19 protein-coding genes are annotated in these 20,356 nt (G+C 37.8%); 8 read left to right on the top strand and 11 right to left on the bottom strand.

Going from position 1 to position 20,356, the window contains the following annotated elements:
* Positions 1-56 precede the first annotated feature (56 nt).
* A complete protein-coding gene (locus H4J66_RS11070; RefSeq protein WP_182174424.1) occupies positions 57-881 on the top strand; it encodes an AraC family transcriptional regulator in 825 nt (274 codons plus the stop codon).
* A gap of 616 nt (positions 882-1,497) precedes the next feature.
* Here H4J66_RS11070 and H4J66_RS11065 read toward each other — a convergent pair.
* On the bottom strand, positions 1,498-2,181 hold the full coding sequence (locus H4J66_RS11065; RefSeq protein ID WP_182174421.1) for a glucosaminidase domain-containing protein: 684 nt from the start codon (positions 2,179-2,181) through the stop codon (positions 1,498-1,500).
* A gap of 222 nt (positions 2,182-2,403) precedes the next feature.
* On the opposite strand from H4J66_RS11065, the gene H4J66_RS11060 reads away from it, so the two are divergent.
* From H4J66_RS11060 to H4J66_RS11040, 5 genes are all read left to right on the top strand, one after another.
* Positions 2,404-2,760: a hypothetical protein gene (locus H4J66_RS11060; RefSeq protein ID WP_182174406.1), complete on the top strand. Its 357-nt coding sequence runs from the start codon at positions 2,404-2,406 to the stop codon at positions 2,758-2,760.
* Between the two features lie 54 nt (positions 2,761-2,814).
* Positions 2,815-3,126, top strand: a complete 312-nt coding sequence (locus H4J66_RS11055) for a hypothetical protein (RefSeq protein ID WP_182174403.1) — start codon at positions 2,815-2,817, stop codon at positions 3,124-3,126.
* A gap of 400 nt (positions 3,127-3,526) precedes the next feature.
* Positions 3,527-5,395: a glutathionylspermidine synthase family protein gene (locus H4J66_RS11050; RefSeq protein ID WP_182174400.1), complete on the top strand. Its 1,869-nt coding sequence runs from the start codon at positions 3,527-3,529 to the stop codon at positions 5,393-5,395.
* A gap of 63 nt (positions 5,396-5,458) precedes the next feature.
* Positions 5,459-6,082, top strand: coding sequence for a DUF502 domain-containing protein (locus H4J66_RS11045; protein WP_182174385.1), 624 nt, complete (start codon positions 5,459-5,461; stop codon positions 6,080-6,082).
* Positions 6,083-6,212: 130 nt separating this feature from the next.
* Complete coding sequence (locus H4J66_RS11040; protein WP_182174382.1) at positions 6,213-7,484, top strand: flavohemoglobin expression-modulating QEGLA motif protein; 1,272 nt, start codon at positions 6,213-6,215, stop codon at positions 7,482-7,484.
* 166 nt (positions 7,485-7,650) lie between these two features.
* Here the strand turns inward: H4J66_RS11040 and H4J66_RS11035 are convergent, their stop codons facing one another.
* The 6 genes from H4J66_RS11035 to H4J66_RS11010 all read right to left on the bottom strand — a co-directional run bounded on the left by H4J66_RS11035 (position 7,651) and on the right by H4J66_RS11010 (position 14,716).
* Positions 7,651-8,712, bottom strand: coding sequence for an HD domain-containing phosphohydrolase (locus H4J66_RS11035; protein WP_182174379.1), 1,062 nt, complete (start codon positions 8,710-8,712; stop codon positions 7,651-7,653).
* Between the two features lie 27 nt (positions 8,713-8,739).
* Positions 8,740-9,102 carry a response regulator gene (locus H4J66_RS11030; RefSeq protein ID WP_182174376.1) on the bottom strand — a complete coding sequence of 121 codons (363 nt, stop codon included), beginning with the start codon at positions 9,100-9,102 and terminating at the stop codon, positions 8,740-8,742.
* 247 nt (positions 9,103-9,349) lie between these two features.
* A complete protein-coding gene (locus tag H4J66_RS11025) occupies positions 9,350-11,647 on the bottom strand; it encodes an ATP-binding protein (protein ID WP_182174373.1) in 2,298 nt (765 codons plus the stop codon).
* 340 nt (positions 11,648-11,987) lie between these two features.
* The gene (locus H4J66_RS11020) at positions 11,988-12,752 is read right to left on the bottom strand and encodes an ABC transporter substrate-binding protein (RefSeq protein WP_182174370.1); all 765 of its coding nucleotides are present in this window, start codon (positions 12,750-12,752) and stop codon (positions 11,988-11,990) included.
* A gap of 161 nt (positions 12,753-12,913) precedes the next feature.
* Complete coding sequence (locus tag H4J66_RS11015) at positions 12,914-13,816, bottom strand: radical SAM protein (protein WP_182174367.1); 903 nt, start codon at positions 13,814-13,816, stop codon at positions 12,914-12,916.
* Between the two features lie 87 nt (positions 13,817-13,903).
* A complete protein-coding gene (locus tag H4J66_RS11010; protein WP_182174363.1) occupies positions 13,904-14,716 on the bottom strand; it encodes a crotonase/enoyl-CoA hydratase family protein in 813 nt (270 codons plus the stop codon).
* A 95-nt stretch (positions 14,717-14,811) separates the two neighbouring features.
* Here H4J66_RS11010 and H4J66_RS11005 point away from each other — a divergent pair, with 95 nt between their 5' ends.
* Both H4J66_RS11005 and H4J66_RS11000 read left to right on the top strand, forming a co-directional pair.
* Positions 14,812-15,642, top strand: coding sequence for an SDR family oxidoreductase (locus H4J66_RS11005; protein ID WP_182174360.1), 831 nt, complete (start codon positions 14,812-14,814; stop codon positions 15,640-15,642).
* A 69-nt stretch (positions 15,643-15,711) separates the two neighbouring features.
* Positions 15,712-16,236: a VF530 family DNA-binding protein gene (locus H4J66_RS11000; protein WP_182174357.1), complete on the top strand. Its 525-nt coding sequence runs from the start codon at positions 15,712-15,714 to the stop codon at positions 16,234-16,236.
* A 39-nt stretch (positions 16,237-16,275) separates the two neighbouring features.
* Here H4J66_RS11000 and H4J66_RS10995 read toward each other — a convergent pair whose 3' ends face one another.
* From H4J66_RS10995 to H4J66_RS10980, 4 genes are all read right to left on the bottom strand, one after another.
* Positions 16,276-17,037: a type 1 glutamine amidotransferase domain-containing protein gene (locus tag H4J66_RS10995; protein ID WP_182174354.1), complete on the bottom strand. Its 762-nt coding sequence runs from the start codon at positions 17,035-17,037 to the stop codon at positions 16,276-16,278.
* The gene (locus tag H4J66_RS10990) at positions 17,030-17,896 is read right to left on the bottom strand and encodes a class I SAM-dependent methyltransferase (protein WP_182174351.1); all 867 of its coding nucleotides are present in this window, start codon (positions 17,894-17,896) and stop codon (positions 17,030-17,032) included. The genes H4J66_RS10995 and H4J66_RS10990 overlap by 8 nt, the downstream gene beginning before the upstream one ends.
* 124 nt (positions 17,897-18,020) lie before the next feature.
* Positions 18,021-19,499: a glycerol kinase GlpK gene (glpK, locus tag H4J66_RS10985; protein ID WP_182174348.1), complete on the bottom strand. Its 1,479-nt coding sequence runs from the start codon at positions 19,497-19,499 to the stop codon at positions 18,021-18,023.
* Between the two features lie 262 nt (positions 19,500-19,761).
* The gene (locus tag H4J66_RS10980; protein WP_220463280.1) at positions 19,762-20,313 is read right to left on the bottom strand and encodes an SAM-dependent methyltransferase; all 552 of its coding nucleotides are present in this window, start codon (positions 20,311-20,313) and stop codon (positions 19,762-19,764) included.
* Positions 20,314-20,356 lie beyond the last annotated feature (43 nt).

Below are 20,356 nucleotides of genomic sequence, written 5' to 3'. Positions count from 1 at the left end.
TATTGCCCAGCGTCGCATACGATTGAACCACATAATTATACTATCGGACTATTTTGATGCTTTGGACCTCCAGTGTTGTATTACGTCGAGATATCGAGCAACACCAGCATAACCTTCATGAGTTTGTCGTTTGTTTAAAAGGTGCTGTAAGCATAACGATTAATGACGAAAGCCATCAACTTTTAAGCGGACATTCCGTTTTTATCCCTGCTCAATATCAACATTCAATCACGACAGATAAAAACATCGAAACAAAATTACTGTTTGCATGTATTGCTCCCCCGTCCTTTGATAACTTGTCAACACCCGCCAACAGTTTGTATTTAAAAACGTTATCTAAAGGAGGATTTCTAACAAACAATCTCAATTCAAGCAGCCAGCACAGCACGCAAGGAATGCAAAAAATTGCCAATGAACTCGAAATACAACCCATATCGAGCTCACCATTAAATGTTTGTTTAAAAGAAAATCTCTACTTACGACTATTACTGAACCATATCAGCAATGCCGGTTACGAGCAGCAAGCAAATGCACAATCATCTTTGCGAATGACCAATGCTCAAGATTGGATCAACAATAATTACACTATGGATATCACTCTAGATAAGGTGGCAAAGCAAGTTAATCTATCAAGAAGTCATTTTGCTCGCCAATTTCGCCAGCACACCGGTTTCAGTTTTATTGAATACCTTTTAAAACTGCGCTGTGATGCCGTTGCTAAAAACCTTGCTAGTACCAACACCGATATAACCGAAATTGCTTTTGCTTCGGGCTTTAGTAATCTAAGTCATTTTTACCGGCACTTTAAACGCCGCTACGGGATAACTCCCGGTGCTTTTAGGCTAATGATTAAACATCAAGGGGTAACACTGATACCTTAGGCCACTTTAAAATTTTTCTAGCTAAGGGGTTTTGTATCCTAAGTGTTGTTAAAGATATATTAGCGCAAATATATACTTCAAAACCCTATAAGCTCAAATATAATAAAGTTACCCTTACAAGGTTTTGAGATAGAGTGACACAAGATTCATGCAATGTGTTGTCAGAATCCTTTTTTCGAAGTAACCACAGCAGAAATTTGTCTGCGCCAGATAAATTTATCGTTTGAGAACCTGCTTAGATTCACGGTTAAATGCCTATCGATTATCAGAATTATAAAGGGGAGCTAAGATATAAACTTTGCTGAAGTCTTTACGAGTAATGGGGATAACGTTGAGCAGGTATTATGCAGGATAACAAAAAATAAAATTGAGCACGATGAAGATAACGAATACCTACTTCAGCATGCTTTAAATCAGCCTCCCTTGAATAAAAAGCGGAAACTGATCAGAATATTTAATAACGGGCGCTTGTCGATGAAAGGAAAAGAAGCAAATTCACTGCAAAAAATGGCGTAACCTTATAAATAAACGCCAATTTTTGATTTGTATTTATTAGCAGCACCCGTCAATTTTATTGTTTTATTAGTATGACGACATTGATAAATTTAACCGTATGTTAATCATAAGTATTAAATTTATTAAACTTTATAATAGAGGTTAATTCATCACCATATTCTGCACCCTTCTCAGAATAACGGTCTAACTTTTTAACTAAAGAGTAGGGGTTATCAGTTTTTAGTCGCAATTCTCTAAACTTTTTAAAGGCGGCACTACGCCCAAGGGTTCGATAGTAACCTCTTACCGAAGCTTTAACAGAAGGATATTTTTTTAACCAAATGGTTTTATCTCCCCTTTTTTTCAGTGCCGCGATTCTAGGTTCATCTTCATCAAATGACCAAACACCAAAAATATTATTAGCTTTATTAAAAAAACGAGAGGTTGCCCAAGCACTCTCCATTGCCGCTTGTGCAATAGCAATACTTTTAGGGTGAGGTTTAAGCGCCATTAACAGTTCGTTATCAGTTTTGGCTTTATATTCTATTTTCAGTTTTTCTATCATATCGTTATCACTACCTGACTTAAGTGACTCTGAAACGTCAAGATATTGAACCATAAGTTCATCATAAACTTCGTCTATTGCAGGAATAATTAAATTTTTAAAGCGAGCCTTTTTCTCTTGTACTGTCATTTTTGGCAAAGTAGTTTCATTGGCGCCATAGAAATAAATCGCTGTCGATGATAATAATATTAAGGGGATAAGTATCAATAATGTTTTTGACTGAAAAGCTGTTAATTTCATAGCAAGCCTTGTAGTTAGAGATAAATTGTTAAGAATAAAAAGCGGTTAACTTATCGGAAGTATAGCATATACGCCGCTAAAGCTTTAAAAGTAAAGTCACCTAGTTCAGACGTATCGTGTCAGCAAAAATTTACTTGTTTGATAAACACCAGTGAAAAATTATTTTTCGTCTATTTTTCGTCTGTACTTATTTTACTTATTTATTACCTTATTAACTAACATATGCCGCTAAAACTATTTTTATTAATCATCAGTTTGTTATTTACCCTGCCTTCCTTTGCTCAACAAAAAATCACTATTGCCTTTGGTGATGCTCTTACACCTTGGGTAATGCCTGAAACTAACGACGGTATAATAATAACCTTAGTAAGAGAAGCCATTTATTATCCATACGCTCGCCGGATAACATCATTCAGAGCTAAAGATGTTGATGCGGCTTGTGACATGAACTTAAAAACAATGACCAAAGAAAACCTTACCGGTTTCTTATCTGATGAAGCTTATGCTTACGAAAATTTTGCCTTCGCATTAAAAAAGCATAATTATAAATTTACTCACCTGAATGAGCTAGCTTCATAATCTTTATTATCTTGGCAAGGCGCAAAAACACATTTGGGTGGAGAGTATGCCGTAATGGCCAACAAAAAACCGCTTTATCTAGAGAATCATGATCAAAAATTACAGGTTAAAATGTTATATCTAGAACGTTTCGATATCATCCAGTTAGACCTACAAATATTTAAACATTACCGAGCTAAAATTCAAAAAGAAGGACAAATCAATACCCATTTATTAGTAGATAAGTTTCCACTCTTTGGAGCAAGCCCTAATAATATTATTTTTCATGATAAAAAAGCCAGAAATGGCTTCAATAAAGGCCTTAAAGAATTAAAAGCGAATGGTCGTTATGAAGAAATATTTGCATCGTATACCTTAGATAACTAGTGAGTTATTTACCGGTTATAGCCTAGCCTCGAAGGATGACAAACTATTAGCGAAAAGTGTTCAACGTTTAGTGGTTTACACTTATCAATTTCATCTCAATTTTATTCATCAATTTTATTCATCAATTTTGCACAAATAGGATATTCCTCCGCTATTTTATCTCCGTTCGCTTAAACAAAAATATTACAAGGTTAGCTTCATAGCTACTTATACTCTATATCTCACGTAAAAAATACCGTTAGTTTAATCTGATCTTGACCAGAATATTAAGCTTAATGTAAAGTTAGATTAAATGAGCTTATCGTTCATCTTAAGCATTATTTCACTCAACTATTTTAAAGGGCAATGCTATAGCGAAAGCATTTTTTTTTACGCTAATAGCCACTAAAGTCTGGACTAAATGACTAAAATTAAAAACATACAAGATGTCTCTTTTGGCACACCTATCGGTATATCGATGGGCAATGTAACCGCTTATTCTAGCGATTATGATACCGTAGACCCATTAATCTATAAATCGCGTAGTCACTTTAGAAGCTATGTAGATGACATTTATATGGGACATAAATGGCAATGTGTTGAATTTGCTCGTCGATGGCTTTACACCAACAAAGGTTATATTTTTAACGATGTAGCGATGGCTTACGAAATATTTAATTTACGTTCTGTGAGAGATATTGTAAATAATAACGAACTCGCCTTAAATGCCTTTGAAAATGGTGCAAAGAGATTACCTGAAGTAGGAAGTTTACTGATTTGGGATGAAGGTGGAGAATTTGAAGAAACGGGTCACGTAGCTATTATTACTGCAGTTTTTAACGATAAAGTGCATATCGCCGAACAAAATATGGCCTTTGCACCTTGGCCAAATGGGCAAAACTATTCGCGTGAAATAAAAGCAAAATTAGGCAGTAACGGCGACTACTGGCTGCACTGCCCTTCTGATGGGTCAACCATTTTAGGGTGGTTAATACAAACTGATGATGAAACAGATGCACTGATTTTTTCTCTGCCAGAACCCGCAGTGTTTAATATTGAAGCTTGTACTGCGCCAGCACAAAATAAAGCCAATACCCCTTGGTTAAACCTCGCCAATGACGACGAATATGCATTTTTTCAAATGATGGCTGGCCATAGACTGTCATGTGATGATGCAAGCGCTTTACGCTATTACCGTATATCCCCCCAAGCTCATTTAGCACTCGAAACGGCCACAGATGAACTGCATCAAATGTTTATGCATGCTACCGATTACGTGCTGGAACATCCAGAGCTGTTGGAAAAATTTGGCTTACCCAAAAACCTAAATGAAAAAATTCAGCGCTCATGGTCTAACCGTGCTAATCAATTAGTAACAAGCCGTTTTGATTTTTCAATGTCTGAACATGGCTTGAAGGTCTACGAATATAATTGTGATTCGGCATCATGCTATATGGAGGTTGGAAAAGTACAAGGTAAATGGCTAAAACACTTCCAAGTAAAAGGAGGAACTGATGCAGGCACAGCCTTATTTAGCCATTTAGTTAAAGCTTGGCAAGCTCGTGCTATCGACTCCGTTATTCATATATTACAAGATAATGACCCCGAAGAAACCTATCATGCACTCTTTATGAAAAACGCCATAGAAGCGGCGGGCCATCAATGTAAAATATTGGTAGGGATTGATTCATTAACGTGCAATATAAATAATGAAATTGAAGATTCAGCCGGCATAAAGATTCAATGGATATGGAAAACATGGGCGTGGGAGACTGCACTTGACGAAATAAGAGCAAATCAAGATGATGTTATTAATAAAACTCAGCATAATAAATCCATTAAACCTAGCTTATCTGACGTACTACTAAACGATAATATTATGGTTTTTGAGCCACTTTGGACACTTATTCCTAGCAACAAAGCGATTTTACCTGTGCTATGTATGCTATTTCCAAATCATCCCTACTTATTAAATACCAGCTTTGAATTAACAGATGAACTTAAGCAAACTGGCTACGTAAGTAAGCCAATCGTTGGCCGCTGTGGTGCAAATATAAAGATAATAGATGAGAACAAGCAAGTGATTGCCGAAAAGTCAGGTAATTTTGAGACAAGAGATCAAATCTACCAAACATTGTTTCCCTTGCCCTATGTTGAGGATAAGTATGTGCAAGTTTGTACTTTTACCGCAAATGGTCATTATGCCGGTAGTGGCGTAAGAGTGGACTCCTCTATGATTATAGATAAAGATAGTGATTGTTTAGCATTACAATGTAAACATGACGTATAAAAGAGTTCTTGGGCAAACATTCAGCGTATCTTCGCTTATTTCAACCGTATTTAGGATATTAACTTGCAATTATTAAGTATATTAAAAAAAATTAAAAACTTTTTATTAACAGCATTTATTGGTGGAATGGTTATATTATTGCCCGTCGTTATTATCTTTAAAGTCGCTTTTTGGCTATTAAATTCACTCTCAATGGCCTTTGAACCGATATCTACTTTTTTCTCAACACAATTTGTCTCTCACATTCCTTTAGCTGAAATTCTTGCCTTTACTGCCGTATTTTTATTATGCTTTATCATAGGAGTACTCGTACAAACAGTATGGGGACGCTATGTTCATGGTCAATTAGAACAACGCTTACTTGTTCCTATTCCTGGCTATACGCTAATAAGAGATATACTGAGCCAATTTAAAAATAAAGATGGTGGTTCTTTTACGCGCCCAGTAATGCTTAAAGCATTTCAATCTGAACAATTAGTTTTGGGCTATATCACTGACGAATTAGAGGACCATTTTGCGGTATTTGTACCTACCAGCCCTAGCCCATTTAATGGTTTCGTTATTTTTGCTCCTAAAGCAGATGTTAAACACATTGAAGGCAGTGCTAAAAGCGTGATGAACTTAATCGTCGGATGTGGTGTTGGCTCAGCAAAAACATTAACAAAAGATCATTTTAAAACCCCTTAACTTTACCATGTGTTAATGCGCCAATTTACAGAGTAAAACCAATAACATAACAATTTACTTTTGGTGCTAACGCAAATTTTGTGAGTTAACTCAGCAAGTAACTCGTAATGACTATGGAATTTAAAGACCCATGAATACATTAGAAGTGGAAAAAGAACGGATTTGTCAGATAAGTTCTATTCTATACAGCGCTAGCCAACCGATCAGAATACTCACCCATTTAGAATGGAACAGAGATATTAAACAGCAATTCTTTGCAGATAAGTGTAAAGAGCTACCTAAGGTTAACTACCCTACTTTTGATCCCAGTAAAACCTTAAGTTTAGTGAGTGAAGCTAGAAGCTTGATGGGGAATTCAGACATAGATGAATGGCTAAAGCGTATTTCAACTAAGCTTGAATATGGTGCTCTGATGATGGGATCGGTAGGCACTAAAAAGTTTTATGAATTTTCTGAGGCGCTTTACGGCAAACCTACCAACCCATTTACTGACGGTAAATCAACACCGCTTGAATTAGCGAATATTTTTGACAAACAAATTAGTAGTTATGCTAGTTACAACTTTGGTAGTCCACCACCCATGTGTTATCTAGCTTCAGATATCGCTGAGCAAATGCAAGCAGCCGTGACTAAAATGTTTGGTACAGATGCGCCGAAAGTTGAAGTGGTTGATGAGCTATCTGCCAACGCGTTAGCAAACCCAAAGTTAATACGGATTAGGAGGACAGCCTGTTTTACTGATCTTGACGCGCAACAACTCATTAATCATGAAGCCCATATTCATGTTGCCACTTCGATTAATGGACTTAATCAGCCTCACCTTAAAATATTAGCCGCTGGTCATCCTGGGACCACTAAAACACAAGAGGGCTTGGCGGTATTTTCTGAATATATCACTAATTCTATCGATTTAGATAGACTACGCAGACTAGCTGACCGTATTATCGCGATACAAATGTCGATTGAAGGTGCAGACTTTTTAGAAGTGTATGACTACTTTTTAGGTCGTATTGGCAATGAATCACAAGCTTATGAAAATACTCGGAGAGTTTTCAGGGGGGGTGTTTTAACTGGCGGCGCACCCTTTACCAAAGATGGTGTATACTTAGAAGGACTTATCCGCGTGCATAATTTCTTAAAAGCTATCGCCGCTAATGGTCGAGCAGATTGTCTTAAGTTATTATTTTGTGGAAAATTAGATATTGAAGACATTCCAGTACTATACAAATTAGAGGAAATGGGGCTATGCCAACCCGGTAAATACTTACCACCATGGGTTGAAGACGCACGCTATTTATTAGCTTACTTAACCTGCTCTGAGTTTCTCAATAAAATGGATATGCCTAAAGTTTATAGCCATTACGATGAGTTACTGGACAGCATTCCAAAAACGCTCAATTAACGTTGTGGTTTAGTAACAAGTCCTAACTGCCATCAAACTTAAATGCAATAGCCGCTAAAGCTAACGCTGTGATTTAACAACAAGCACTATCAGTCATCAGGCTTATATGCGGTGGCGGCTAACGCTGTTGTTAAAACAGCGTTACTTATACAGAGGTTAGTAGTCGTTAGTGGCCGTCCTTATATTTTTCATAGACCTTTTCAAAATTCTCTGGATATGCGGCAAAAGCGGCGAGCACCTTAGGGTCAAAATGTTCTGGCATGGTTCTGCCATCACCTTCAGTAATTATTTTTACTGCCTTTTCATGACTAAAAGCAGGTTTATAAGGGCGTTTTGAGCGCAGCGCATCATAAACATCACACAACGCCATAATACGAGCAGGTAATGGAATATCTTCACCAGATAGACCATTAGGATAGCCAGTACCATCCCATCTTTCGTGATGATTTAATGCGATTTCAGCGCCCATTCTGATAAAAGGAGAATCTCCTTTTTGCAGAATTTTTGCGCCAATAGCACTATGTGTGTTCATGGTTTCACGCTCTTGGGGTGTAAAAGGCGTTGTTTTGAAAAGAATAGCATCTGATATACCAATCTTACCAATGTCGTGCATCGGGCTCGCATAAAACAATGCTTTATTCATTTCTTCACTCAGACCAAGCAATCGCCCTAACAGATATGAATAGTGTGCAATACGGCGTACGTGTGCCCCAGTTTCCTCATCCTTAAGTTCAGCAGCGCAGACCATAGTGATGATAGTTTCCTTATAAGCATTTTCAAGCTTAGTCGTACGTTCTTTAACCTTATCTTCAAGTTTATTGTTGTAGTCTGAAAGCAGATCGCTGTAATCCTTTAAGCGCAACATGTTCCTAACCCGTAATATAATTTCAGCTCGGTCGATTGGCTTTGTAAGAAAATCATCAGCGCCTACTTTAAGTGCCGTCAATTTAGCCGCATGATCATCTAACGAGGTCACCATAATAATTGGAATATACATGGTCTCAGGATTAAGTTTTAACCTTTCTGCAACTATATTACCATTCAGCCCAGGCATCATGATGTCGAGGAGAATTAAATCCGGTGGGTCTTGCTCTACACTTTTTAAAGCCTCTTCTCCCCCATTAACTGTCTGAATAAGATAGCCTTCATATTCAAGCATCACCTTAAAAAGTTCTCGATTGAAGTCTTCATCGTCAACAATAAGGACTTTTCTGGGTCGATTATTCATATCGATTTTCCTATTAAGAGATTGAGGTTATATTACATGTTTTTCGACTACTGCCCACAATACTTTATAACGCAAGGGTTTAGATATATAGTCGTCGCAACCTGCAGCCAAACATAGTTCTTTATCTCCACTCATTGCTAGAGCAGTTAACGCGATAATAGGTATAGACTTTGTCGCAGGAGATGCTTTTAGCAATACCACGGCTTCTAAACCCGACAGACCCGGAAGCTGTACATCCATCAGGATCAAGTCTGGTAATTCTGTTCGACTTATACGCAAGGCACTTTGCGCATCTTTTGCTTGAATAACGCTATGACCCGCTTTTTCAACTAACAAAGTGGCGAGTTCCATGTTCATCGGGTTATCTTCAACAATTAATATGCGAGCCATTCCATTTCCTCTTACTGCGTTTACCTAAAGCTCACTAAACTGAAGTACTCACTATTTATCTATTCACGTAATCTTTGGCCATACCGCTAAAATATTAACCTAGAGCATATTTATTCTTTAATGATAAATTAACGCGCCCTTTTATATTCAGTCTTTCTAGGAGTCCAGTTTAACTGTCTTTTTCTAGCGCTAAATTTACCAGTACCGAAGCGCTCTTCTCAACTTCAGTAATAAAGGGCAACTCATGCTATTTAACCAAATTACGGTCAATATTCTCATCTTTTATTTGTATGGGTGGGTTAACTGAAAGAGAAACGTCTTTAACGCTGACATCACGCCATGGTATCCACACTTTAAAACAAGCACCTTTATCTTCTGCGCTCGATACCGCCATAAATCCACCATGCAAATGAGCAAGTGCTTTCACCATAACTAAACCCAGCCCAGTGCCACCAAATTTTCGGGATAGGCTACTGTCTATTTGGGTGAAGGGTTGAAAAAGCTTATTTAAATTATTCTCAGAAATACCTATACCGGTATCATGTACCGTGATTTCTAAAAACTCATCAAAGGTGGTTTCAACATCATCAACTTCATTAATCAGTCGAGTTTTCCATGAATTATCTTCAGTGATCATAATCACGTTAGCGCGAACAGCATGGCAGGCAGAAAAAATAATGGTGCCACCTCGTGGTGTAAACTTAACAGCATTAGATAATAGGTTGTAAATAATCTGCTTGAGTTTGCGCCCATCACATTGCATAAAACCTAAATCTGCTTGCACATCCTCGATTAATTCGATATTTCGCGATAACGCTTTCTCTTTTATCATAGAAGTACAGTCATGCAATAAGCTGGTCAATTGAAATGTCTCTATATCGAGGATCATCTTACCCGCTTCTACTTTCGAGAGATCAAGCACATCGTTGATTAGCGAAAGCAAATGCTGACCACTTTCAAAGATATTGCCAATATATTTACTTTGCTGTTGGCTAAGTTCCCCCACCAAGCCATCTCTAATGACTTCTGAAAAACCTATAATAGCATTAAGTGGCGTACGTAATTCATGAGACATACTGGCAAGAAATTCGCTTTTCATTTGACTAGCGTGACGTAAAGCTTCACTTTCAGCACGCAGTTGCTCGCTTTGTCGCTGCTCACTGATGTCACGCGTAACTTGAGCGAAACCAATCACTTTGTTATCAGTGCTATTTATCGCTGCTATTACCGTATTGGCCCAAAAGCGTGTGCCATTTTTACTGATTTTCCAGCCATTTATCTCAAAACGGCCTAGCTCTCTAGCGACCTGTAATTCTTTTTGTGGTTGACCTGCGATTATTTCTTCATGGGGATATAAACAAGAGAAAAACTCTCCAATCACATCAGCAAAGGTATAACCGGTAATATATTCAGCCCCTTTATTCCATGAGCTAATACGTCCATCGACATCAAGCATTATAATGGCGTAATCACGTACACTTGAGACAAGAAGTCGAAGCGACTCTTCACTCTTTTTTAATTGCTTATCTGCTTGCAATCGGGCTAGTTCAACAACCAAAGCACGTCGAATGTACAACCAAGTAGCGAGTGACACCGCCACAAATAATATGCCTCCCATCCAAATTAGCTGTCGAGCACGTCTATAAATCGGTGCATAGACTTCGGCTTCATCAACTTTTGCCACCATGCCCCAATCCATTCTAGGGACCTGCGATAAATAGGAAATAACCGGTATGTTTTGATAATCGACACCACGAAAGAAACCCGTTTTGCCATTGACAGCATTCGTACCCGGGATATCTTCTTGGTTAAGCGGAATACTCATACTAAGCGATAAGTCTTTCTTACGACGTACCTCATTAAGGTACAGTGCCTTACCGCTATCTCTGCGTACCAGTAAGGTTTCTGCACTCAGGCGATCAACTGGCCAAGCATCTAGCATAGGAAATAGAAACTGCTCTGGATGAATACTAAAATAAAGTACACCAATGATCTGACGAGCCCCTTTACTTTCGACAAATAAAGGCACTAGCATCGACATTTTTAGTTTTTCTTTTTGCCCTAGGTTAATCTCACCAAGTATCATTTTTTCAGTGCGAATAACGTTTATGGCCTGCTCTTTTATCGAATCATTGTCTGGGTTCATTGTTATGTTGTTAGTCGATAATATTGTCTGACCTGCTAGGTTGAGCAGCGATAGGGCAGCATATTTATTATTGTCTTCAATATTTTTAAGGCGCTTTAAAATATTATTACGGTCAGCATTATCGGGAGCGCCAGCACGTAACCACTGTTCCAGTAGAGTGGTAAAATAATAATCTTTACTGATAATACTGGCATCACGTTCAAGTCCGTCAAGCCAATATTCGATTCGTTCGACTTTTAGATTAGCAATGCTGGCGAGGTTATCTTCGCTGCGTTCTAGAATGATATTTTTTTGATATTGAAATATTATCAATCCAGTCAGAATGATGGACAAAGCGAAGGCCATTAGTAATAAAAAGGGCTTAACCAGAAAGTTTGGGAACCGCGTATCAACGTTCATAGTATGATCCCGTCTTTTTGACAGAATTATGGCAACTATCAGCGGGTAAAATAGCAAGTAAGGTAATATTTATTCCTGATGTAATGGCAAGGGTTAGTGTTAAGTCCGTTTACCTAACATCAATTTAGTATGGCTTTATATCGATAGATAGCAAGGTTTTATTTATAGCAAAACCGATAATGAAAAGAGCTCTCATTTAAGAATAATAATAATAATAATAACTACATTCTTACTACACAGAATTAACAAAGTCACTAATTTTAATAACTTAAGAATAAACCTGCCAAGTTAATATTTGATAATGTCATCAATAGACAAGACACTTAATATACTCAACTCATTAATACTCAGCCTGGGGTAAAGCATAAGTAGCTTTAATCGCTAACCGTTGCGGTGCAATATCATCGAAGGCCTTTTGATATAGTGCTATCACATCATTGGCTGTGTTTATATTAAAAGCCAAATAATTACCCACCTTATTGACCTGCCAGACCTGTTCATAGTCAGTTTCATCAAACCCAAGTTGTTCTGCTAAATAAGCGAAACCATGTATAGAGATAACAATCATGTCGACACGATCTGATTGCATCATTAAAAAAGTTTGTTTTAAGGTGGAGACTTTTGCTAGGTTAGAGGAAGGAAAGCCCACTTGATGAAGCGAAATTTCTGAAATATCACCTGCTACGGTGGCAACTTTATGGTAAAAAATCTGCCCTAAATTAGCAAACTCAAAGTTTTTTGATTTTTTGGCTATCAGTACATGAGTAGAGTGAAAAATAGGCCCAACCCATTTAAATAAACTTTCGCGAGCTTGAGTTCTAGAAATGGTAAACAAAGCAGTGTTGGCTTTATCTAAAGTAAATCTATAGCCACGTGCCCAAGGCACAAGCAGAATTTCTTGTTCTACAATGTCTAAATGTTTCCATAACGCTTTTAAAGTCTCTACTGAAATTCCCTTAAGCTTATCATTAACTAAATAATTAGCAGGTGGATAGTTTTCAGTATAAAACGTAATTTTTTGTGTTGGCGATAATTGTTGAAGTGCCTGCAGCGGAGCAAGCACAATAAAAAATAGTAAAATAGACTTAATCAGAAATTTATTCATTAAAACTGAATCCTAAACCACGATAAAATAAAATCAACAGACTTTATTATCAATTAACGTCAACCACACTTATATTGCCAATATACCTTCGCATATCAACGTTATTGATGGTGACGGAGCTATTTGCTGTAAATAAAGTACAGACTACATTTATCAGCTAACTATAATCCTCGTTGCCATTCTTGACGAAGCGGAATTTCTGTAGAATGCGCTAATGCCATTTGCACCGTATTAACTAGTTTCTCTTTATCTTTCCCTAGAATGCCCTTTAAGACTAAGTAATTTGAAGCATGATCAGACCTAAAAATAGTTTTTTCTAATTCCAGCGAAGATAATAATGTTGCCATTTCAATAAATAATTCTTGCTGACTTAACAGTCGATAGGGTTGATATTGTCGGTCAGTAAAGTTTTTAGCAAAACGTTCTTGCCCTAAAGGGAAGCTAACCACGAGTGTCGATAAATAGTCGGGTTGTGCTTCATTCATTAATTTAGCTGAGTTAACGGCATGCTGTTTGGATAACTCAGGTCCACCAAGTCCATTTAAGATCATCACTGAACTTTTAATACCTGCTTGCTTAATTTTGTTAAGCGCAATTAAAGAGCTTTGATAGGTTTCGCCCTTGTCAATTAATTGTAAGACCTCATCGTCACCACTTTCACAGCCAACATACAAGAGAGACAAGCCTAACGCCTTTAACTCTGCTAGCTGTTCAACGGTTTTATTACTGACATTTCTTGGTAGACAATAACTTGCAACACGAGTGACTTGCGGAAAATATTGCTTTATTAGCTCAAGTATTTCTTTCAAGCGTTTAAACGGTAACATCATTGCGTCACCGTCGGCTAAAAATACCCGACCAACCGGTAAGCCTGAGTCGACAACTTTAATCATCTCCTCTTCAATCAATGTGACTTTTTTCGGTTTAAATTTTTTGTTTTCGGCCGTATACATTTCACAAAAAGAACAATTATTCCAAGAGCAGCCATTGGTAACTTGCAAAATAAGGCTCTTCCACTCACTCGGCGGACGAAAAACTGGCTCTATATATTCAAGGGGATACATTCGTTACTCACTTTTTAGATCACTTTAGTTAGCTACACATCATCGAAAAATAATCGTAAATTTAACCTGAAAATATTCAGTTAAATTTTACGACCAATCACCTCTATCTTTAAAGTCTTTCGCTTCACTGGTGCTATGGGTTTGATTGTAGGTTTTTATCTTTTGATTTTTACCTAACATAACCTTTAATTGATAATAAGTTTCACGAGCTAAAGTAAAACGGTCACTGCGCCACCAAACATGATTATAAAGTTTTTTGACACCGGCAACCGCATCCGGTGATTGCTGGCAAATTTTCTCTGCTAAACTTTTTGCTGACATTAAGGGATCTGCACAAATATCGGTAATTAACTTGAATTCAAGCGCTTGCTGCGCAGAAATTTCTTGACCAGTCATCGCCAACAACTTGGCTTGATCTGCTGGTAAGTGTTCTTTAAGTGCTAAAGTGCCACCCATATCTGGAATGAGTCCCCACCTCGCCTCTAAAATAGATAAAGTAGCGCTGGGCTCAACAAAGCGAAAATCGCCACCCAGTGCTATTTGTAAACCGCCCCCCCAAACTCTGCCATGTAATGCCATAATCACCGGAGCAGGAATTTTACGCCAGCCCGTTGATACACGTTGCGCTAAATTTGATTGACCGGGTAACCATTTAAACAAGAGTTTAAAAATATTAACCGGCGCTTTCATCACAGACTTAACATCTAAACCACTACAAAAGTCGACACCTTTACCATGAACAATTACTGCTCGCAGTGATTTATCTTTTTGTAATTGTTTAATAATTTTATCAAGTTGATAAAACATCGTCATATTAATAGCGTTATGTTTATCTGCACGATTAAGGGCAACATAAGCAATGTTGTTTTCGATAGTTAACAATACGGTTTTTTCTGGCATAAATACCTCTGGTTAGACCAGAGTAAAATAACCTTGTCGACATGAGATGTAAATAAATAAAACAAATAAAAACAAATGAAACTGGAAGCATAAAGATGGAACATTATTTTCAAGGTAAAACAGTTGTTATTACCGGTGCATCTGCAGGTGTCGGTGCAGAAACTGCCCGAGCCTTTGCCAAATTGAAAGCTAATTTGGTTTTATTAGCGAGAGGACAACAAGCACTCGACGAGATTGAAAAAGAACTCAGTGTTGAAACTTCGGTTTTAACGATCAAGATGGATGTCGCTAATTTAGCTGATTGCCAAAAAATGCTAGAGAGTGCTCAAGAAAAATTTGGCAGTATTCATTATCTTATTAATAATGCTGGCTATCATCAGCGCGGTAATGTTGAAAATAATACCGCTGAACAATTAGCAAAAATGGTCGATGTAAATTTACGTGCGCCAATAGTACTGTCGGCATTAATTTTACCTTATATTCGCAGCAGTATAACTAATGGCGGCTTTGGCGGCATCGTTAATGTGGGCTCTTTAGCTGGTCGAACACCCTTACAAGGCGCTGCAACCTATTGCGCAACTAAGTCTGGGCTGCGTGCATTTACCTATGCCCTTGCTGATGAATTAAGCGGCTCGGGAATTAGTATTGGTTTAGTTTCTCCGGGGCCAATCAATACGGGCTTTATTATGTCTGAAATAGATGAAGTAGAAGACATCGTATTTTCTCAACCGATGAGCAGTCCCGAGCAAGTCACCGACGCAATAATCCGCGTAGCCAAAAGTCAGCAAATCGAAATTTCATTACCTCGTTCGAGCGGTTGGTTAACCACTGTTTCTTACCTATTTCCTTCACTAAGACGCTTTCTAAGACCAGCACTTTATAAAAAAGGTCGAAAAGCAAAAGAACGTTATCGAAACAAAAAATAATAAAGGCAAGTACATTGTCAGCATATCCGTATATAATATGTCTATAACTGTTTAGTAAAAAAGAATCTCATGACGCTAGAAGACGAACAACTCAATAATCCCCTGCACGGGCTTAAATTAGATACACTTTTAAACGAAGTGTTTGATCATTACGGTTGGGAAATTCTAGCGGAATATACCAATATTAATTGTTTTAAAAACAAGCCTAGTATTGAATCTAGCTTAAAGTTTTTGCGTAAGACCGAGTGGGCACGTGAAAAAATGGAACGTTTTTATTTATATCAATTTAAGAACTTACCTAAAGCCGATGATGAACAATATGAAATTCCACCACGTCTGCGAGTAATACCTGCACGCCAAAAACCTAAAGACCCTGCCGTACTCATTTTAGGACAAGCACCTATCCCGACAATCAGATCATCGAATTTTTCTGATAACAAACCTTCATCACAAGGTCGAGATAGCAGAAGTAATAGCAGTAAGGGGAGTTATAAAGATAAAAGTGAACAGGGCTTTGCTCGTCGAACAGAAAAACCTGAACGTTCAAAGCCAGCTAGTGCATCTTCAAACCCTTACTCGGATTCTCCTAAGTAACATCAATATAAGCATTCAAGTGACAGATTTACTGCAAGGTTAATCTGTCAACATATCAATAAATTTCAAACTAAAATTATAAATATCTCCAGGCCATCTCGCCGATAAGTAGTTTCTATCTTTGACGATAAAGCCACGTGACAAGTGCTGTAAATCATCACGAGCTATTGGCAAACTGCCGGCAACAAACTGATTTTTATTGGCAAGTGCTGCCACTAATTCATCTTCTGTGGTTGTTTCTGGATACGTTAAATAATAATCATCTAACCAAAGTCGAGTTAATTGGAAAGCCATAAGCTCTTGACGCTTTAATAGCCCGGTACATTGATAATTATAGATGACCGATTTTTGACTTTTAGGATCAATACTTCTCGCTGGAATTAATACGCCATGGCAAACAGCCGCGACGGGTTTATTTTCATTAAAAAAATCAACCACCAATCTTTGCAATACCTCTGATTCTAAATATTCTTTTACTCCTTTGTCATGCCCACCCGGTAATAATAATCCATCGAAGTCACTGGCTTTCACATCGGTGTAAGATAAAGGCTTATTAAATTCAGCTGATTTTTCCAGTTGACGATAGGCATTTATTGCATCTTGTCTAGCCTGTAATAAGGGTTTGAGCAAACCCAAACTTTTTCCTGTCAGCATAATGTCGTCGGCCGTTGCGACCTTGCCATCAGGCGTTATAAAGGTCATTTCAACCTGTTGTTCTTTTAGCAATAACCAAGGAATAGCAACTTCTGAAGGATCGCAACCATAGCGCGGTAGCGGGATCAGTACTTTTTTGTTATGCATCTTTATTGCCCCTATTTAAGATTTCTTTGTTAGCTTGTTCTTGTTGCAAAAAATAAGTCCATTGCTGCTCGTAAGCAGACATTTGCTGATGTTTCTTAGTGGCTAAATGCATTTGCTTGTCGTGCTCTGTGGCAAAAGCGCCTGTATGACAAGCTAGGCATTTTTTATCTTCAGGCACCCTACTTTTGCGGTTATAGGTTATATAGTCATCGCTGTGAGCATCAAACATCGCTTTACAATTTTCTAAAGACGCATGGCTGTATATATAAGTTGTACCTTGAGTTGATTTAACATGTTTATCTCTGTTTACATTCCTGACTTTATAATCTGGAAATTTAGTAATATCAAAGAAAAAACGACCAATATAGTTGATATCGGTATTAGTGATTAACGCTTTTTCAATATTCCATTGCAAATAAGGTTTAACATTCTTTGAAGTGATCAACGCAAGTTTTGCACCATTTTCATCAAGAAAGTATTGAAAGCAGTTCAACAGATATTTTCTCAGTAAAGCTCTGTTTAAGGTATTAACACTTAATTGTTGGCACTGAGCTTGAAAAGCTTGTTCAGAAGGAAAAGCGGGTAATAATGGAAATTGAAAGATCACCAAATCAAATGATTTTTTAGCTAACGTCCCCCAAGTATTTTCATCAGTAACGTCAAAATCAGTGATGACTTGGCAATTGTCCTGCTGTAACTGCTGATAATAAACATCACCGTACTTTTCCTGTAAACAAGCCATGCTGTCATAGATGGTTGCTGTCAGCTGCTGCGGTTGATGATGTTTTAGTAAGGAGGCAGAAAAAGATAAGTCGCCATCACCAACCGTTAAAACACGCCATTTGGGATCAATATACATAATGAGATTTATAGAATAATAAAATTAGCATTGTATACCTGTTAACGCGCAAAGTGCAGAATTTCAGTGACAATAACAATCGCTAGCTTTTGCCTAAATTGATAACTACTCGCAAGATAAGGTATTAGCTTTGTACTTTACTTACGGCATCTTGCCATTGCGCATAAAGACGATTTTTTTTCTGCTCGCTGATTTGTGGTTTAAAACATTTTTCACAGCGCCACAAGGTTGATAATTCATCAACAGAAGAAAAGACGCCTGCTTGTAAGCCGGTTAAATAAGCAACACCTAACGCTGTGGTTTCAACAATATCAGGGCGTTCAACTGTTATCGATAACATATCGCTGATAAAATTAAGCAACCAGTTATTTTCAGCCATGCCGCCGTCTACTTTTAAAAATGAGAGCGCTAAGCCATCTTTGGCCATGGCATTTTGTAAGTCTTTACTTTGAAAAGCAACCGACTGCAAAGCGGCAGAAATTATTTCATTTCGACCTGAGTCACGACTAAGGCCTGAAATAACAGCGCGGGCATTAGGATCCCAATACGGGGCACCCAAACCTGTGAATGCTGGGACTAAAAAAACACCATGCTCAACAACCGTATTTTCAGCAATTTTTTCACTGTCACTTGCTTTATCAATGATCTTTAATTGATCTCTTAGCCATTGAATAGTTGCCCCTGCCATAAAAATACTGCCTTCGATAGCGTAAGTAACGTCGCCATTTAAACGATAGGCAATAGTTGTCAGTAGCCGATTAGTTGACTTTAAAGCTTTATTGCCAGTATTTAGCATTAAAAATGCGCCTGTACCGTAAGTACATTTCGCCATGCCCTCAGTAAAACAAGCTTGACCAAATAAAGCCGCCTGTTGATCACCTGCCATCGCTAAAATAGGTATTTCACCATTAAATAAAGATGATTGCGTGACACCAAATTCAGCGGCGCAGTCCATCACGTCAGGCAACATACTTTTGGGTATTGAAAATAAAGCCAGTAATTCATCATCCCAACATTGTTGGTGAATATTAAATAACATAGTGCGAGAAGCATTAGTTGCATCGGTTTTATGAGATTTTCCCGCCGTTAATTGCCACAATAAAAAAGTATCAACAGTGCCAAAAAGTAACTGACCTGCGTCTGCTTTTTCTCTTGCGCCAGGTACATTATCCAATAACCAATTAATTTTGGTCGCAGAGAAGTACGCATCTAAAATTAAACCCGTTTTATCCATAATGCTATTTTTGATTTCTTGACAATCAATTGAATCACAAAAAAAAGCAGTACGTCTATCTTGCCAAACAATCGCATTATAAATAACATCGCCAGTATTTTTATCCCATACGAGGGTCGTTTCTCGCTGGTTGGTTATGCCAATACCTAAGATATCGCTAGCACTCAACTGGTTTTCATCTAGCACTTTTTGACAGGTACTTAAGACACTCTGCCATAGTTCGTTAGGGTTGTGTTCGACCCAGCCATCTTGAGGAAAGTATTGCGGAAACTCTTCTTGGGCACTCGCGTAACGTTCACCTTGGGTGGTGAACAATATCGCTCGTGAACTTGTCGTGCCTTGGTCTATTGATAAAAGGTACTTTGCCATAAAAAGAAAAGTCTCCGCTGAATGAATAAAGTTAAACAGATTATGCCACAACTGGCTTGTTGAGCAATTATAGAGATTTTCTCGCCACGACTTGCGCTATGGATTGGCTATGATTACCCGTGTCTGAAATTGTTATCCCTAAACATATCGATAAAAGATACTTTGCGGTAAAAATACTTTGCGGTAAAAAAAAACCGTCTGCGCTGAATGAATAAAGTTAAGCAGGTTAAACAGATCATGCCACAACTTGCATGTTGAGCAATTATAAAGGTTTTCTCGCCACGACTTGCGCTATGGCTTGGCTATTATTACCCGTGTCTGAAATTATTGTCCCTTCAAAAGAATGAATAATTTGCCAATCAGCAAAATGCTCAAGTAATTCTCCTTTTTTTAATAAGAAATCAGGGTTTTTGGGGCGACCAAGAAAAGCTTGTCCTAAGGTGAAGGTTTGATAAATAACGAGACCATTAGGAACTACTGCCGCTTTAATCTGCTCTATAAGTGGTCGGTGTAAGTAGCGAAAAACGATTACTGCACTATGACTATTTTCTATTAATGACTGAGAAAGCTTTTGTTCAAAGTCAACTAGCCAAAAGGTCGCTAATGTCGATTGGTATTTATCTGCATCATGACTTATTGCTTGCTTAACATTCGCTAATGACTGCGTGTTAATATCAGCAAAAGTTACCGCTAAATTTTTCTCTAGGCAAAACAAACCATTCCTGCCATTGCCACAAGCCAGATCTAAGATGGGTAATGAATTTTCATGAGGGTTAAGTTCAGGTAAATATTTTTCTAGCAAGGAGGAATGCATAATTTTAGTTTTTTTGACTTTTTGCTATGAGTAATAAAAAAGG

The organism is Colwellia sp. MB3u-55, from assembly GCF_014076785.1.
Taxonomy (GTDB): Bacteria; Pseudomonadota; Gammaproteobacteria; order Enterobacterales; family Alteromonadaceae; genus Colwellia_A.
Note: the sequence above shows the minus strand (reverse complement) of the source record. Positions and strands in the feature narration are given on the sequence as shown.